17 protein-coding genes are annotated in these 14,231 nt (G+C 49.3%); 10 read left to right on the forward strand and 7 right to left on the reverse strand.

The genetic code is table 11. The features are described from left to right. The first annotated feature begins 165 nt into the window (after positions 1-165). From lptC to ptsN, 5 genes are all read left to right on the forward strand, one after another. Positions 166-918, forward strand: a complete 753-nt coding sequence (gene lptC, locus ACI0FR_RS02475; RefSeq protein WP_374829093.1) for an LPS export ABC transporter periplasmic protein LptC — start codon at positions 166-168, stop codon at positions 916-918. 256 nt (positions 919-1,174) lie between these two features. Beyond that, entirely contained in the window at positions 1,175-1,798 is a 624-nt protein-coding gene (locus ACI0FR_RS02480; RefSeq protein ID WP_404907373.1) for an LptA/OstA family protein, read from the forward strand. A gap of 81 nt (positions 1,799-1,879) precedes the next feature. Then, a complete protein-coding gene (gene lptB, locus ACI0FR_RS02485) occupies positions 1,880-2,647 on the forward strand; it encodes an LPS export ABC transporter ATP-binding protein (protein WP_404907374.1) in 768 nt (255 codons plus the stop codon). A 534-nt stretch (positions 2,648-3,181) separates the two neighbouring features. Further along, the gene (gene hpf / locus ACI0FR_RS02490; protein WP_374829094.1) at positions 3,182-3,772 is read left to right on the forward strand and encodes a ribosome hibernation-promoting factor, HPF/YfiA family; all 591 of its coding nucleotides are present in this window, start codon (positions 3,182-3,184) and stop codon (positions 3,770-3,772) included. A gap of 89 nt (positions 3,773-3,861) precedes the next feature. After that, positions 3,862-4,326 carry a PTS IIA-like nitrogen regulatory protein PtsN gene (ptsN, locus tag ACI0FR_RS02495; RefSeq protein WP_343801690.1) on the forward strand — a complete coding sequence of 155 codons (465 nt, stop codon included), beginning with the start codon at positions 3,862-3,864 and terminating at the stop codon, positions 4,324-4,326. A 75-nt stretch (positions 4,327-4,401) separates the two neighbouring features. Here ptsN and ACI0FR_RS02500 read toward each other — a convergent pair whose 3' ends face one another. From ACI0FR_RS02500 to ACI0FR_RS02510, 3 genes are all read right to left on the reverse strand, one after another. Then, positions 4,402-4,653 carry a BQ00720 family protein gene (locus ACI0FR_RS02500; RefSeq protein ID WP_374829095.1) on the reverse strand — a complete coding sequence of 84 codons (252 nt, stop codon included), beginning with the start codon at positions 4,651-4,653 and terminating at the stop codon, positions 4,402-4,404. Positions 4,654-4,814: 161 nt separating this feature from the next. Continuing rightward, the gene (locus ACI0FR_RS02505) at positions 4,815-5,237 is read right to left on the reverse strand and encodes an Hsp20 family protein (protein WP_374829096.1); all 423 of its coding nucleotides are present in this window, start codon (positions 5,235-5,237) and stop codon (positions 4,815-4,817) included. A gap of 147 nt (positions 5,238-5,384) precedes the next feature. Further along, entirely contained in the window at positions 5,385-5,891 is a 507-nt protein-coding gene (locus ACI0FR_RS02510) for a DUF2244 domain-containing protein (RefSeq protein WP_404907299.1), read from the reverse strand. 69 nt (positions 5,892-5,960) lie between these two features. Here ACI0FR_RS02510 and nth point away from each other — a divergent pair, with 69 nt between their 5' ends. Then, positions 5,961-6,719, forward strand: a complete 759-nt coding sequence (gene nth / locus ACI0FR_RS02515) for an endonuclease III (protein WP_404907301.1) — start codon at positions 5,961-5,963, stop codon at positions 6,717-6,719. Here nth and ACI0FR_RS02520 read toward each other — a convergent pair. Continuing rightward, positions 6,697-7,422 carry a sulfate transporter family protein gene (locus ACI0FR_RS02520; protein ID WP_374829099.1) on the reverse strand — a complete coding sequence of 242 codons (726 nt, stop codon included), beginning with the start codon at positions 7,420-7,422 and terminating at the stop codon, positions 6,697-6,699. The genes nth and ACI0FR_RS02520 overlap by 23 nt on opposite strands. 211 nt (positions 7,423-7,633) lie before the next feature. Between ACI0FR_RS02520 and ACI0FR_RS02525 the strand changes: the two genes are divergently transcribed. Continuing rightward, positions 7,634-8,626 carry an adenosine kinase gene (locus ACI0FR_RS02525; RefSeq protein WP_374829100.1) on the forward strand — a complete coding sequence of 331 codons (993 nt, stop codon included), beginning with the start codon at positions 7,634-7,636 and terminating at the stop codon, positions 8,624-8,626. 74 nt (positions 8,627-8,700) lie between these two features. On the opposite strand, the gene ACI0FR_RS02530 is transcribed toward ACI0FR_RS02525, so the two are convergent. The 3 genes from ACI0FR_RS02530 to hrcA all read right to left on the reverse strand — a co-directional run bounded on the left by ACI0FR_RS02530 (position 8,701) and on the right by hrcA (position 11,348). Further along, a complete protein-coding gene (locus tag ACI0FR_RS02530) occupies positions 8,701-9,360 on the reverse strand; it encodes a trimeric intracellular cation channel family protein (protein ID WP_374829101.1) in 660 nt (219 codons plus the stop codon). Positions 9,361-9,480: 120 nt separating this feature from the next. Then, entirely contained in the window at positions 9,481-10,146 is a 666-nt protein-coding gene (gene grpE / locus ACI0FR_RS02535; protein ID WP_374829102.1) for a nucleotide exchange factor GrpE, read from the reverse strand. Between the two features lie 131 nt (positions 10,147-10,277). Beyond that, positions 10,278-11,348 carry a heat-inducible transcriptional repressor HrcA gene (hrcA, locus tag ACI0FR_RS02540; protein ID WP_374829103.1) on the reverse strand — a complete coding sequence of 357 codons (1,071 nt, stop codon included), beginning with the start codon at positions 11,346-11,348 and terminating at the stop codon, positions 10,278-10,280. A 201-nt stretch (positions 11,349-11,549) separates the two neighbouring features. On the opposite strand from hrcA, the gene rph reads away from it, so the two are divergent. From rph to hemW, 3 genes are all read left to right on the forward strand, one after another. Beyond that, positions 11,550-12,266, forward strand: a complete 717-nt coding sequence (gene rph / locus ACI0FR_RS02545) for a ribonuclease PH (RefSeq protein WP_374829104.1) — start codon at positions 11,550-11,552, stop codon at positions 12,264-12,266. Between the two features lie 39 nt (positions 12,267-12,305). Next, positions 12,306-12,950 carry an RdgB/HAM1 family non-canonical purine NTP pyrophosphatase gene (gene rdgB / locus ACI0FR_RS02550; RefSeq protein ID WP_404907305.1) on the forward strand — a complete coding sequence of 215 codons (645 nt, stop codon included), beginning with the start codon at positions 12,306-12,308 and terminating at the stop codon, positions 12,948-12,950. 139 nt (positions 12,951-13,089) lie between these two features. Beyond that, on the forward strand, positions 13,090-14,193 hold the full coding sequence (hemW, locus tag ACI0FR_RS02555) for a radical SAM family heme chaperone HemW (RefSeq protein WP_404907376.1): 1,104 nt from the start codon (positions 13,090-13,092) through the stop codon (positions 14,191-14,193). Positions 14,194-14,231: the final 38 nt, after the last annotated feature.

Consider the following 14,231-nt stretch of genomic DNA (forward strand, 5'->3'; position numbering starts at 1 on the left):
TTAAAATCTTGCGGCAGATTATCGCGTCGTTGCGTTTTAATCTATCTTTTTTACGGGAATTTATCTTTATAGTTGTATGTGACCTTGTGATAGGCCGGTTTGTACCCCAAATAAACCACATTGAAATGAATATTATGAGAATTCGGCAAGCAGTCCGGCAAGTATATGCGTCGGACGGTTGACTTTGGCCGGATTTATGAGTGTTGGAATAGTCTTTTGTCTGTAAACGAAAATAGCGGTGTTCTATATGCTGATCATGTTGCTGACGCGAATGCGCGGCGCGGCATGCGTTTTGGCGCGAGCGAGAAAGCTGTTTCGGTGTTTCAGGCAGCACAGCGTCACTCCACCCGTGTTAAAATTTTGAAAATCGGCTTGCCGATTGCAGCTGTGCTTGTTGGCGCTGTTTTTAGCTGGTTTACATTTTTGGCAACGCCCGCATCTACCGTTAAAGTCAATTTGGGTGATGGTCTGGAAGACGGAAAACTGGTGATGGCCAATCCCAATCTCAATGGGTTTACCAAAGAAAACCGTCCCTATAATTTAACGGCAACCAAAGCGATACAGGATGTTAAAAATGAAGGCATCATCACTTTGGAAGGTATTAGTGCCAAATTACCTGTAGGTGCGCAAAGTCAAGCCACGATCAATGCTAAAAACGGCGTTTACGATAACGTGAATGGTCGTATGAAACTGATTGGCGACTTTGTGGTGACCACTACCGATGGCCTGACTGCTAAAATGCGTTCAGCGGATGTGAACATTGCCACGGGGCAGATCATGACCGACAATCCGGTCGATATTCAAAGTGGTACAACCCATATTCAGGCCAATAAAATGCAGGTGCAGTCCAGCGGTGATGTGGTGGTTTTTGAAGATGAGGTGCATCTGACCATCGTTGCGCCTGAAAGTGTCGATTAAGATTTTTTGACGGTTGATTCTCTGCTCCTTCAGAGCGCGTTTTCTCAACGGACTGTATCAAATCCTCAAAGAAAGTGGCATCAAGCCACAGTGTGTTCTCATACCGCTTGCATTATGGCTGCGATTTTATGCTTCGCATTGATGTGTGTAGCTTTAGTCTATATTAAAACTTTAATGTTTGTTATGAATTTATTCATTATACGCTTTACGGTTGTACGATTCAGGGGATCAGATTATGCGCGCAAAATGCGTTGAAATGAAACAAAGCGCAGTTCGCTTCGCGCGCAGCAAGACATTTGCCGCCTTAGGCCTGGGCTTGGCTTTGAGTATGTCACCGTTGAGTGTTTCTGCACAAACCGAGCAGGTGCCTTTCGGCAGTCTTAATCTTTCCAATGGCAAAGAGCCGGTTAAAATTGATGCCGACCGCCTTGAAATGCGTGATAAAGAAGGCATCGCCATTTTTATTGGCAATGTTTCTGTTGTTCAGGGTGAAACTACATTGCGCGCCGGCAAAATGACCGTTCATTATAATAAAGATGGTGATAAGTCCGAGGCTGGTGCCCAGCAAGGTGCCGCCGGTCTTTCTTCTTCCGGTATTGATCGTCTGGAAGTGAGCGAGAAAGTTTATCTGAAATCCGGCCCGCAGGTCGCAACCGGCGATAGCGGTGTTTATAATGCCAAAACCCAGCAGATGGTTTTGGAAGGCAAAAAAGTTGTGCTGACTGACGGTGACAATGTCGCTACCGGCTGCAAGATGACTGCCCATATGGATACCGGCAAAGCGTTTTTGGAAGCATGTCAGGGCGCGAAAAAGGGACGTGTTTCCATTATTATGTCGCCTAAATCCGAAGATGGCGGTGCGCCCGCTAACAGACGCTAAGCTACAGGGGTTTACGTGGCATTTTTTTCACCTGAGCAAAAACAGAAATCTGCATCAACCGACGATAGCGCGCGTGACCATATGGAGCACGACGATTTTTCGTTGAATGAACGGCGCGGTGATCTGAACAATACGCTTGTCGCGCGTGGGCTGACCAAAAGCTATAATGGCCGTCAGGTTGTAAACGGCGTTTCTTTTGGTGTACGTGCCGGTGAGGCGGTTGGTATTTTAGGCCCGAATGGCGCCGGTAAAACCACCTGTTTTTATATGGTGACAGGGCTGGTGCCGGTGGATAGTGGCACGATCGAGATCAATGGTTTTGATGTGACCTCCATGCCGATGTACCGTCGTTCGCGCCTTGGCATTGGTTATCTGCCGCAGGAGGCCTCGATTTTCCGTGGACTTTCTGTGGAAAACAACATCAAAGCCGTTTTGGAAGTGGTTGAAAAAGACCGTAAAAAACGTGCCTTTGAGCTGGATGCTTTGCTGGAAGAGTTTCATATTTCGCATTTGCGCAAAGCGCCGGCTATTGCTTTGTCGGGTGGTGAGCGCAGACGCCTTGAAATTGCACGCGCACTTGCATCACGACCCAACTTCATGCTGCTCGACGAGCCTTTTGCCGGAGTTGACCCGATTGCTGTTGCCGACATTCAGCAATTGGTACGCCATTTGACCAGCCGCGGCATTGGTGTGCTGATCACGGATCATAATGTGCGGGAAACGCTCGGGCTGATTGATCGGGCTTATATTATCCATGCCGGTCAGGTGCTGACCCATGGCAAGCCGGATGAGATTGTGTCTAATCCCGATGTGCGCCGTCTTTATCTGGGTGACCAGTTTACTCTTTAAAGTGATTTGTTCGAATTTTGATCGGGTCGGCTATGTCCGGCCCGTTTTTGTTGTAAAATCAGACCCTTCGCATCCCTTTTCAGGAACGTTCGGCAATTATTTTCGTTCAATAATTATTACATTTTAGTCTGAGATGAAATGATGCAGGTTGACATGTGCGCCCAGCATTCATAAATAACCCGCTTGGCTGCAACTGGAATGTCGCAAGAATAAACCAGTTGAAAAATAAAGTCGTTAACGGCATCATAGGATATTGATTCATGGTTAAGTAAAAACAATCATCCAATAGTTCTGCTTTAGTGAAACATTGTTGATTGTTTTGTAAAAGACGGATTTTGTAAGCAGTTTTATTATGAAATAATTGCTTTGTCCGGTCAGAGTATTTAAGTCGCGTTTTTGTTTTTGTGAGCTCAAATCAACGAACAGGATCAAATAGTTCATATTTGTGTAAAGTTTAACATCTGATCGCTTGGCGCTTTGCATTCCATGTGATTAGATTGAGTCGTAAGATGAACACATATGAGGTATTGCTATATGACTCTGCGTGTATCGGGTAAACACATGGACGTAGGCGATGCGTTCCGGACCCGCATTAATGATCGGGTAACAGAAACCGTCAGTAAATATTTTGAACATGGTTTTGCAGGGCAAGTTACTGTAACGAAGTCCGGCTCGCGTTATGCTGCTGATTGCATGCTGCATCTGGATAGCGGCGCAACTTTGCAAAGCACGGGGGAAGCGCAAGATCCGCAACTGGCTTTTGATATTGCGGCGGAAAAAATAGAAACACGTTTAAGACGCTATAAGCGACGTCTTAAATCACGGCAGACTGCTACAAACACAGGCTATGCTGATATCGCTTATCGTGTTATGGCTCCGCTTCTTGAGGAAGAAGAAGAGCTGCCCGAAGATTACGCACCGACAATTGTCGCGGAATCTTCGGTTACCTTGAGGACTATGAGTGTTGCCTCTGCAGTTGTGGAGCTGGATCTCACCGAACATCCGGTGCTGGTTTTCCGCAATGCGGGCAATGACGAAGTTAACATTGTTTACCGTCGGGCTGACGGCAATATCGGCTGGGTTGATCCGTCAACGGTTACCCGCCAGACTATGCCGGAAGCCTGATTCAATCGTGGAGTTGCGTGCAGCCTGTTTTAAAGGCTGTACGTATCTCTTCTGGGCCAGGAAGCCCGCTTGAAGAAGGAATGGAGAGAATGGATCTCAGCGATCTGATTCAGCCGGGGGCAATTATCCCTGCGTTGAAGGCCAGCTCCAAAAAACAGCTTTTGCAGATTTTGTCTGAAAAGGCTGCTGAACTGACCGGTCTCCCCGAGAGAGAAATTTTTGAAACGATTCTGCAGCGTGAGCGCCTTGGCTCTACCGGTGTGGGTAATGGTATCGCCATTCCACATGGAAAGCTGACAGGTATTTCAAAAATTGCCGGCGTATTTGCCCGTCTCGAAACACCGGTTGATTTTGAAGCATTGGACGATCAGCCCGTTGATCTTGTCTTTTTGCTGCTCGCACCGGAAAATGCCGGTGCAGATCATCTCAAAGCACTCTCGCGTATTGCAAGATTGCTGCGTGATGCCGATGTGGTTGCAAAACTGCGTGGCACCCATGATGTGCAGATTTTATATTCATTTTTAACGACGCATCCGGCGTCGAATGCTGCTTAAATTATTAAAATAACAAAGGCTGCGTCGTGTTTGGCGACGCTGCCTTTTTAAATTGGCTATCTTTGTATCGTCTGACTATTGCAACATAACTGTGCGCAGTTCGTGATCCCATGCGCCTGCGAGTGCATTGGCGCGTATATCGGACAGAATGATCGGCTCACCGCTGGCGCCAAACAAAGCCCAAAACTCCATATTGGGTGCAAGCGGGGGCAGAGACGGGAAATTGCGGCTCAGATCATCCGAGCGCATTTTACGCACATAGCCGATTTCACCGGCGCCAAGATTAGCAAATTCTGTCTCGGTTAAAATTGGTTTTGGATGGTTCATACTCATTACCTCCAGCTAGCGGACTTTTTATAAGCCCCGCCATTGAACCTAGAGCATGTCGCGTTCAAATGGATTCATTTGAGCTTCCACGAACATGCGATAATTAAAAGAATTGAGAGCAAGCGCAGTGGCTACAATTAAACGCTACACGCTCTAGTCTCTTATTCCTTGACGTCAATACTGATGCGTTTGATCAGGCGCTCAGGCTCGGGTCTGTCGAGATCAATAGACAATAAGCCATTTTTCAATTCGCAGCCGATCACCCGCATTCCGTCTGCCAGCACAAACATGCGCTGGAACTGGCGGGCTGCGATGCCGCGATGTAAAAATTCACGCTCTGTATCATCCGTCTGGCGGCCACGGATAACCAATTGATTGTCCTCTGTGGTGACTTCCAGATCTTCGCAAGAGAAACCGGCAACCGCTAATGAAATACGCAAACGCTCGGAGCCGCTTTCATGGCGTAAACGCTCAATATTATAAGGCGGATAGCCTTCACCGGATTTGGTCAAACGTTCTAGCGTTTTTTCCATCGTGTCGAAACCGAGCAGCAAAGGGCTCGAAAATGGTGTTAACCGTGTCATGTGTCAGTCCTTATCAAAGCGACCGTAGTGTATTGTAAAGACCCGAATCCGGCATCTTCATCATGTTTTATAATATGGCTTTTGCTTGTGCTGACTTCAAGAGGCGGGCAAACAGCTGTTTGTTTGAAATTATAATTAAACTAATAATCAGTTGCTTTTTGCTTCATGCAACGCCGATGAAAAAGCATTGGCAAAACTTTCCCGGTCATCGGCATTCAGAAAACTGCCGATTTTTAAAATCCGGCCACGGCTCTCAATATTCATGGCAGTGATGCCGATATCGGGGCGGCGGTCGACATGAAATTTTGTCCAAAACGGATTAAAACTGTGGTTTTGAATGCGCCCAGAGGCGGCAATCTGGCGGATATGGAGTTCCGATTTAGAAACGGAAATTTCCTCACGTGCTTGTGCCGCGCGATAATTGACGCGAAATGCCCAGTAAATCAGCGCAATATCAAGGCCGAAAAAACCAAAGATCGGCCACGCGCCAAGCGAGAAAAAGATAAAGCTCACTAAAAGCCAGCAGGCAATCAGTGCCGACATCAAAATGATAAACCCTTTGCGCCCAAGCGAGCGATAAGGCTGGAGAAGCGCTTGGAAAATCGGCCTGTCATAATGGTCAGGCTGGGCACCGTCGGGATGATAATCAACCATGATAACCTGTTTCGGGCTGCGGCAAGCTTACGACTGTTATGTCACCATGTTAAAGATTATAGAGTGGATATGGAACAGACTAAAGTAAAATTATCCGTTACAGATGTCACAACTGCGCCAAAGCGCAAACCGCGCCGTTTGGCGGGGTCGCTCTATACGCGTGATGAAATATACGAAATTTTTCGTCGTTTCAGCATTCAGCGCCCCGAACCAAAGGGTGAATTGGAACATGTGAATGTGTTTACATTGCTGGTGGCGGTGGTTTTATCGGCGCAGGCAACCGATGCTGGCGTCAATAAAGCAACGCGTGCTTTGTTTGCCATTGCCGATAGCCCACAAAAAATGCTGGCACTTGGTGAAGAAACGGTGGGTGAATATATCAAAACCATCGGTCTGTGGCGCAACAAGGCCAAGAATGTCATTTTGCTTTGTGAAGCTTTGATCCGCGATTATGGCGGCGAAGTGCCGGATAATCGTGATGATTTGGTGAAGCTTCCGGGGGTGGGGCGTAAAACTGCCAATGTGGTGCTGAATATGTCTTTTGGCCAGCCGACCATGGCGGTGGATACGCATATTTTGCGCATCGGCAATCGTATCGGACTGGCACCGGCTAAAACACCGGATGCGGTGGAAGCAATTTTGGTACGCATCATTCCGGCGGAATTTATGCAGCATGCCCATCATTGGCTGATCTTGTTCGGGCGCTATACCTGCAAGGCACGTAAACCCGAATGCGGGTTATGTGTGATTGCGGATATCTGCAAATCGGCTTCGAAAACCAATTCGATACCCGCACCATTGACAACTATCCCTGAAAAGCTGGGATAAGTTTTTTTTCCTGTTTCATGATCGTTTTGTGCAGATGCACCATCATGGTGGCGGCAAAAAGCGGTGTCAGCAGGCTTAAAAGCGGTATGGCCAGAAAGCCTGCAATGATGAGGCCGGCTAAAAATATGGTGCCGCCATAACGAGCACGCAAAGCTTTGGCTTCTTGCTCTGGATGATAGCGCATGGCGGCAAATTCGAAAAATTCACGCCCGAGCAAATAGCCGTTGATGATGAAAAAGGCAATGATATTGACGCCCGGCACCAGTAATAACAGCAATGCCAGAATGTTGCCCGCAATGACGATGCACAGAAATTTGAGCGACACGATGATGGCGCGCCTGATCGGCAGTTCGGTGCCGACAGGTTCATCGGGATAATCTTCACGTTCAACGATTTCGGCCACGTCATCGAGAAAAAGACCGGCAATCAAGGCTGTGACCGGAGCAATAAGAAGTGCCAGCACCAGTGCCAGCCCCATGCCTGCAATGATTGCTGTTACCAGCCCCAGCCAACCTGTCCATTCAGGCAGGCCAGGCAGCAGAGTTTCAAGCCATGGCCATGCTAATGAGAAAAATATCTGCCTGATTGCTGCCCATGCGCCCATCAATAGTAAAATTGTCAGGCCTAAAACTTTCCAGAAAACAGAGCGATATTCTGCACTGAACAGCCTTTGTAATGCGGTGTATGCAGCTTGCAGAACCATGTAAACTCCTGAATCGCGGTATGGTGCGGCTTTTAGATAGGTGCGCTACTTTAGTCCTACAAGAGACGATTTATAGGGCGCTGCTCACAGATAATTCAGGTGATTGATCTTTGCAGGGTAGCTATTATCGAACCAAAAGGCTAAATCATCGCATAAAATCACCGCAGGAAACTGCTTGATACATAACAACGGGAGCCTCTTGGTTTATCTCATGGCTACATATGACGTTCTTTGTATCGGTAACGCAATCGTTGATATTATTGCGCGTTCTGATGATGAGTTTCTGGTTACCAATGGCATTATCAAAGGCGCGATGAACCTCATTGATGGTTCACGTGCGGAACTTTTATATGACCGTATGGGGCCAGCTGTGGAAATGTCCGGCGGTAGCGCCGGCAATACCGCCGCCGGTATCGCCAATCTGGGCGGTAGGGCCGCTTATTTCGGCAAAGTGGCCAATGATAGTCTGGGCAGCGTCTTTGCTCATGATATCCGTTCCCAAGGCGTGGCCTTTGACACACGTCCGTTAGAAAACAAAATCCCGACCGCGCGTTGCATGATTTTTGTGACACCGGATGGCGAGCGTTCGATGAACACTTATCTGGGCGCCTGCGTGGAATTGGGGCCTGAAGATATTGAGGCCTCCAAAGTGGCTGATGCAAAAGTCACTTATTTTGAAGGTTATTTGTGGGATCCTCCACGTGCCAAAGAAGCCATTCGACTGGCTGCAAAAGTGGCGCATGATCACGGCCACGAAATGGCGATGACTTTGTCTGATCCGTTCTGCGTTGACCGCTATCGTGATGAGTTTCTGGAACTGATGCGCACAGGCACGGTGGATATTGTTTTTGCCAATGAAGAAGAGGCAAAATCACTTTATCAGACCGATAGTTTCGACACAGCTTTGCTGGCGCTTTCCAATGATTGCAAACTTGGCATTGTCACACGCTCCGAAAAAGGTGCGGTCGTGGTCAAAAAAGACGAGCGGATTGTCGTTCCGGCAATCGAGATTTCCGAATTGGTGGATTCAACCGGTGCCGGTGATCTGTTTGCAGCCGGATTCCTTTTTGGTTACACCAATGGCCGTTCACTGGAAGAAAGTGCGCGGCTTGGCGCTCTTGCTGCCGGTATTATTGTGCAGCAGGTTGGGCCACGTGCACAGGGGAGCCTTTCGGGCGCTGCCAAAAATGCCGGATTGCTTTAACATTTCTTGAATGCAAAAAACGGCTGATGTTTATTTAGTAACATCAGCCGTTTTTTTTATGTATCTTATGTTACTTAATCTTTGCGGATAAAGCCATCACGTTTGAGCTCGGCTTCGGTGCGCCCTGGTTGCGGCTTGTAGACCGGCAATTTCCAGCCCCATATCAAAGCGCCGCCACGCACAATAAAAGCTGCAAGACTGCCGCATATAACAGCAATCATTGTATCGATCTGTGCCAGATGCATTGCCACATAAACACATGCGCCTGCCAGAGCAGCTGTCACATAAATCTCGCGTTTGAGCAGAACCGATGGTTCACCGGCGATAATATCACGCAAAACACCGCCAAGGGTTGCGGTAAAAATACCGGTTACAATTGCCACCAACGGATCGGAGCCGAGATCAAGCCCTTTAGCAGCACCCATGGCACTATAAAAAGCCAGCCCCAAAGCATCGAGCCATAACAACACGCGATAACGCGATTCCACCAAATGCGCGGTAAAATAAACGAGAATGGCTGCGGCTGTGCCGGTGACCAGATAAAGCGGCTCTCTTACCCAGAAAACCGGATCATCGCCAAGGATAAGATCGCGGATGGTACCCCCACCGATACCGGTGACATTGGCAAGAAAAATAAAGCCGACAATATCCAATTGACGTCTGGATGCAGCTAAAGCGCCGGTCGCCGCAAATACGAAAACGCCGGCATAATTTAAGAAAGTCAGTATCGTCACAACGACGCTCCCCGCAACGCCCCTCTTATCAGGGAGTGTTATTGAGACTGAGTAAGGGCGCAAATGATTTTTGCGCCCTTATTTGTAATATTGTGATTAAAATGTGGAATTTTATAAGATTTAAGCGTCTTTGGTTTGGTCGTCTGCTTCCGGTGCGCGTGCTGCGCCACCTTTGGAAACGCCAACGAGAGCCGGACGCAGCACACGGTCGCCAATGGCGTAACCGGTCTGAACCACCTGCACCACGGTATTGTTTGGCACATCCGGGTTTGGCACTTCAAACATTGCCTGATGGAAATTCGGATCGAATTTCTGGCCTTCCGGATCAAGCTTGGTGACACCATGGCGTTCAAGCGCCTGCAACATGGAGCGTTCGGTGAGGTCAACGCCGTCGGCCAAGCCCTTCAGGCCGCTGTCTTCAACCAGCGATTCTGCCGGAATGGCATCAAGCGCACGGCGAAGATTGTCGGATACGCTTAGCATATCGCGGGCAAAATTGGTAACCGCATAGGTTTTGGCATCGGCCACATCACGTAAAGTGCGCTTGCGCAGATTTTCCATATCGGCTGCCAGACGCAGTAACTGATCCTTCAGCGCGGCATTTTCGTCAACCAGATGCGCGAAAGGATTGCTTTCCTCTTCTTCGGCAACTTCTTCCATTGCTTCCGCCTTGCGGGACTTCAAAAAATCATCAGCCGCCTTTTTCAGCGCATCCCGGTCACGGGGATTATTCAGGTCGCGCTTGTCAAGATCGGCTGTTTCAGGGTTTTTCTTTTCTTCAGTCATGATGTTCTTCCGTCTTGAATAAGTGTTTGTGGCGGATATCGAGTGTCAGCGCAGGAAAATCAAGGCTTAATGTGCATACCTTGTGCATTCTGACAGTTATAATTGCAATGCCCAGATGGTTATCGCTATGGTTATCGCAGCAATCTTGAGACAATTTGCGCGGTATAATCCACCATTGGCACGATACGGGCATAATTAAGCCGTGTCGGGCCAATGACGCCAAGCGCGCCGACCACGCGCTGTTCTGCGTCACGATAAGGCGCGACAACCAGTGATGAACCGGAGAGCGAAAAAAGTTTATTTTCCGAACCGATGAAAATCCGTACCCCTGATCCGGCTTCGGCCAGATCAAGCAATTGGATCATGCCGTCTTTGGTTTCAAGGTCGTCAAAGAGATGGCGCAGCCGTTCGATGTCTTCCTGTGCGCTGATATTTTCGAGCAGGTTGGAGCGCCCGCGCACAATGAGACGGGCTGGCTGATCTGAGCCGCTGCCGCCCCAGATGGCAAGACCTTGCGCGACAAGACTTTGCGACAGGCTGTCGAGCGCTTCGCGGGTTTCGTTTTTAAGCTTTTCCAATTCCGTGCGCGCTTCAGAAAGTGTGCGGCCATGAATATGCGCGTTGAGAAAATTGGAGGCTTCAATGAGTTGAGACGTGCTGACACCGGGTGGCAGTTCCAGCACGCGATTTTCCACATCTCCATTTTTCATGACAAGCACGGCCAAAGCGCGTGTTGGTTCAAGGCGCACAAATTCAATATGTTTGAGCGCGCCTTCAGCCTTGGTGGCAAGCACCAATCCGGCACCTCTTGAAAGGCCGGAAAGCACTTGGCTGGCCTCTGTCAGAATATTTTCTACCGAATGGGTTTGTCCGGCAGCACGCACCTGCGCTTCAATGCTGGAGCGTTCATCCGGGGGCAGGTCGCCGATTTCCAAAAATGCATCGACAAAGAAACGCAAGCCGATTTGTGTGGGCATACGGCCTGCCGAAATATGGGGCGAATAAATCAGCCCCAGATGTTCCAGATCGCTCATCACATTGCGGATGGTGGCGGGCGACAAGGCCTGCGGCAGAATGCGCGCCAGATTGCGGGAACCCACCGGATCACCATCATTCAGATAGCTTTCAACAATCCGGCGAAAAATATCGCGCGAACGCTGGTCAAGCGAACTGAGAACGTCATGTGCTGGTGACTGGATCATCGCCCCGCCTAAACCTTGTGTTTCATATGATGTTGCCCCTTAAATATAAGGTGGCAAGTGCCAAGGTCAAAGACTTTGAGTGAAACTGTTAAAACAGTTGTGTAAAGTGCTATCATATCAAAGCAACAGCGAAATACCTTTCTATTTGTGTGATTGCGGCTTAAAAGCAAAACCTTCTTATATGAATCGGGGTTAAATCTTATGCGTCCATCCAAACGTGCAGCCGATGAAATGCGGGCTGTTTCTTTCGAGCGTGCTATTTCCAAACATGCTGAAGGCTCTTGCCTCGTCAAATTTGGCGATACGCATGTGCTGTGCACGGCAAGCTTGGAAGAAAAAGTGCCGGGGTGGATGCGCAATACCGGTAAAGGTTGGGTCACTGCCGAATATGGCATGCTGCCGCGTTCAACCGGCGACCGTATGCGCCGCGAGGCAGCAGCCGGCAAGCAGGGTGGCCGTACGCAAGAAATCCAGCGTTTGATCGGCCGCTCATTGCGTGCGGTTGTCGATATGCAGGCTTTGGGCGAGTTTCAGATCACAGTTGACTGCGATGTCATTCAGGCTGATGGCGGCACCCGTACCGCTGCCATTACCGGTGGTTGGGTTGCGCTGCATGATTGCCTGCGCTGGATGGAAAGCCGTCAGATGGTCAAGCTCGACAAGGTGCTGAAAGACCATGTTGCAGCTATTTCCTGCGGCATTTACGAAGGTACTCCGGTTCTCGATCTGGATTATCCGGAAGATTCAGCCGCTCAGACCGATGCCAATTTTGTTATGACCGGCACTGGCGGCATTGTTGAAATTCAGGGCACCGCCGAAGGTGTGCCATTCTCTGAAGAAGAGTTTGCCAAGCTGATGGCTTTGGCCAAAACCGGTGTAAACCGTCTGGTTAGCTTACAGAAAATGGCCGTTGCCTGATCTTCTGATCCATAAAAATTTGAATGTGGTGCTGAAATTATGAAGAAACTTGAAGAAACCAAACTGATTGTCGCCTCGCATAATGCAGGAAAGCTGCGCGAATTTGATGACCTGTTGGGGCCGTTCGGTTTTGAAACACAGTCTGCCGGTCAGCTTGGCTTGCCGGAGCCTGATGAAACCGGCACCACATTTGAAGAAAACGCCTATATCAAAGCCTATGCTGCGGCCAGCGTCACAGGATTGCCGGCTTTATCTGATGATTCAGGTTTAGTCGTTGATGCGCTTGATGGTGAGCCCGGTGTTTATACTGCCAATTGGGCAGAATTACCGGATGGCAGCCGTGATTTTGCCATGGCGATGGGCAAGGTTGAAGATGCTTTACAGGCCAAGGGCGCTACCGAACCGCATGAGCGTAAGGGGCGTTTTGTGTCGGTGATTTGTCTGGCAAAGCCTGATGGCTCGGCTGAATATTATCGCGGCGAAGTGGAAGGTCAGCTGGTTTGGCCGCCGCGTGGTGAACTGGGCTTCGGTTTTGATCCTGTCTTTTTGCCGGATGGTTATGACAAGACCTTTGGCGAAATGACCGCACAGGAAAAACATGGCTGGAAACCGGGTGATAAACATGCGCTTTCACATCGCGCCCGTGCCTTCCAGCTCTTTGCCAAAGATGTGTTAGATATTTGACTTGCCGGGCATTGATTGAGATAATTAAGAATAGGCGTTTAAGAATTTGGAACTGAACACCGCGCTGGCTTCACAGCACCCGATTGCAACCATTGATGGGGAAAATGCTTTCGGCATTTATCTGCATTGGCCGTTTTGCATGGCCAAATGCCCATATTGTGACTTTAACAGTCATGTGCGGCATCAGCCGGTGGATCAGGAACGTTTTGCAGCTGCCTTTAATCGTGAAATGGAAACTCTGCGTGAGCGCACAGGGCCGCGCAGGGTTACCAGCATCTTTTTGGGCGGCGGCACACCGTCTTTGATGCAGCCAGCAACAGTTGCCTCGCTGCTGGATGGTATCGCCAAGCGCTGGTCGGTTGCCGACAATATTGAAATCTCGCTCGAAGCCAATCCGACCAGTGTGGAAGCCGATCGTTTTCGCGGCTATCGTGCGGCCGGTGTCAATCGTGTGTCGCTCGGTGTGCAGGCACTCAATGATCGTGATCTGCGCCGTCTTGGTCGTTTGCACTCGGTCGATGAAGCAAAAGTGGCGATCGGTCTGGCGCGTGAGATTTTCCCGCGCCTCTCATTCGATCTGATCTATGCCCGCCCTGATCAAACCATTGAAGAGTGGCGCGAAGAATTGAAGCAAGCGATTGCGCTCGCTGCCGATCATTTGTCGCTTTATCAGCTGACAATTGAAGAAGGCACGCAGTTTTATAATCTCTGGAAAGCTGGCAAGCTGGTGACACCGGAGCCGGATCACGCCGCAGCCCTTTATGAAGAAACGCAACGGGTGACTGCGGAGCATGGTCTGCCTGCTTATGAAGTTTCCAACCATGCAGTGCCGGGGCGTGAGTCGCAGCATAATCTGGTTTATTGGCGCTATGGCCAATATGTCGGTGTGGGACCGGGGGCGCATGGTCGCTTCATTGAAAATGGTACGCGTACGGTGACGATCACGGAAAAACATCCGGAAACTTGGCTGGAGCGCGTTGAGAAGACCGGCCACGGTATTGTCGAGCAGGAACATCTCAACGGCAATCAGCAAGGCGACGAGTTTCTGATGATGGGCTTGCGTCTGCGTGAAGGCATTGATTTGCGCCGCTATCAGCGTTTGAGCGGACATGCCATTAATGCAGATCGCTTGAACCGCTTGATTGAGCAGGGAGCACTTGAACGCATGAATGATGATTTCATTCGTGCCACGCCTGCCGGATCATTATTGCTGGATGCAGTGGTGGCTGATCTGTCTTTATAATGCTATCCACATTATTGGTGGATTTTTTAAGGTTTTTT

It is taken from the genome of Paenochrobactrum sp. BZR 201-1 (assembly GCF_044987585.2).
GTDB lineage: Bacteria > Pseudomonadota > Alphaproteobacteria > Rhizobiales > Rhizobiaceae > Paenochrobactrum > Paenochrobactrum pullorum.

What these genes read in the sequence shown, in the direction of transcription:
- lptC (WP_374829093.1), top strand. Translation starts at nt 166, where the DNA reads ATGCGTCGGACGGTTGACTTTGGCCGGATTTATGAGTGTTGGAATAGT.
- ACI0FR_RS02480 (WP_404907373.1), top strand. Translation starts at nt 1,175, where the DNA reads ATGAAACAAAGCGCAGTTCGCTTCGCGCGCAGCAAGACATTTGCCGCC.
- lptB (WP_404907374.1), top strand. Translation starts at nt 1,880, where the DNA reads ATGGAGCACGACGATTTTTCGTTGAATGAACGGCGCGGTGATCTGAAC.
- hpf (WP_374829094.1), top strand. Translation starts at nt 3,182, where the DNA reads ATGACTCTGCGTGTATCGGGTAAACACATGGACGTAGGCGATGCGTTC.
- ptsN (WP_343801690.1), top strand. Translation starts at nt 3,862, where the DNA reads ATGGATCTCAGCGATCTGATTCAGCCGGGGGCAATTATCCCTGCGTTG.
- ACI0FR_RS02500 (WP_374829095.1), bottom strand. Translation starts at nt 4,653, where the DNA reads ATGAACCATCCAAAACCAATTTTAACCGAGACAGAATTTGCTAATCTT.
- ACI0FR_RS02505 (WP_374829096.1), bottom strand. Translation starts at nt 5,237, where the DNA reads ATGACACGGTTAACACCATTTTCGAGCCCTTTGCTGCTCGGTTTCGAC.
- ACI0FR_RS02510 (WP_404907299.1), bottom strand. Translation starts at nt 5,891, where the DNA reads ATGGTTGATTATCATCCCGACGGTGCCCAGCCTGACCATTATGACAGG.
- nth (WP_404907301.1), top strand. Translation starts at nt 5,961, where the DNA reads ATGGAACAGACTAAAGTAAAATTATCCGTTACAGATGTCACAACTGCG.
- ACI0FR_RS02520 (WP_374829099.1), bottom strand. Translation starts at nt 7,422, where the DNA reads ATGGTTCTGCAAGCTGCATACACCGCATTACAAAGGCTGTTCAGTGCA.
- ACI0FR_RS02525 (WP_374829100.1), top strand. Translation starts at nt 7,634, where the DNA reads ATGGCTACATATGACGTTCTTTGTATCGGTAACGCAATCGTTGATATT.
- grpE (WP_374829102.1), bottom strand. Translation starts at nt 10,146, where the DNA reads ATGACTGAAGAAAAGAAAAACCCTGAAACAGCCGATCTTGACAAGCGC.
- hrcA (WP_374829103.1), bottom strand. Translation starts at nt 11,348, where the DNA reads ATGATCCAGTCACCAGCACATGACGTTCTCAGTTCGCTTGACCAGCGT.
- rph (WP_374829104.1), top strand. Translation starts at nt 11,550, where the DNA reads ATGCGTCCATCCAAACGTGCAGCCGATGAAATGCGGGCTGTTTCTTTC.
- rdgB (WP_404907305.1), top strand. Translation starts at nt 12,306, where the DNA reads ATGAAGAAACTTGAAGAAACCAAACTGATTGTCGCCTCGCATAATGCA.
- hemW (WP_404907376.1), top strand. Translation starts at nt 13,090, where the DNA reads ATGGCCAAATGCCCATATTGTGACTTTAACAGTCATGTGCGGCATCAG.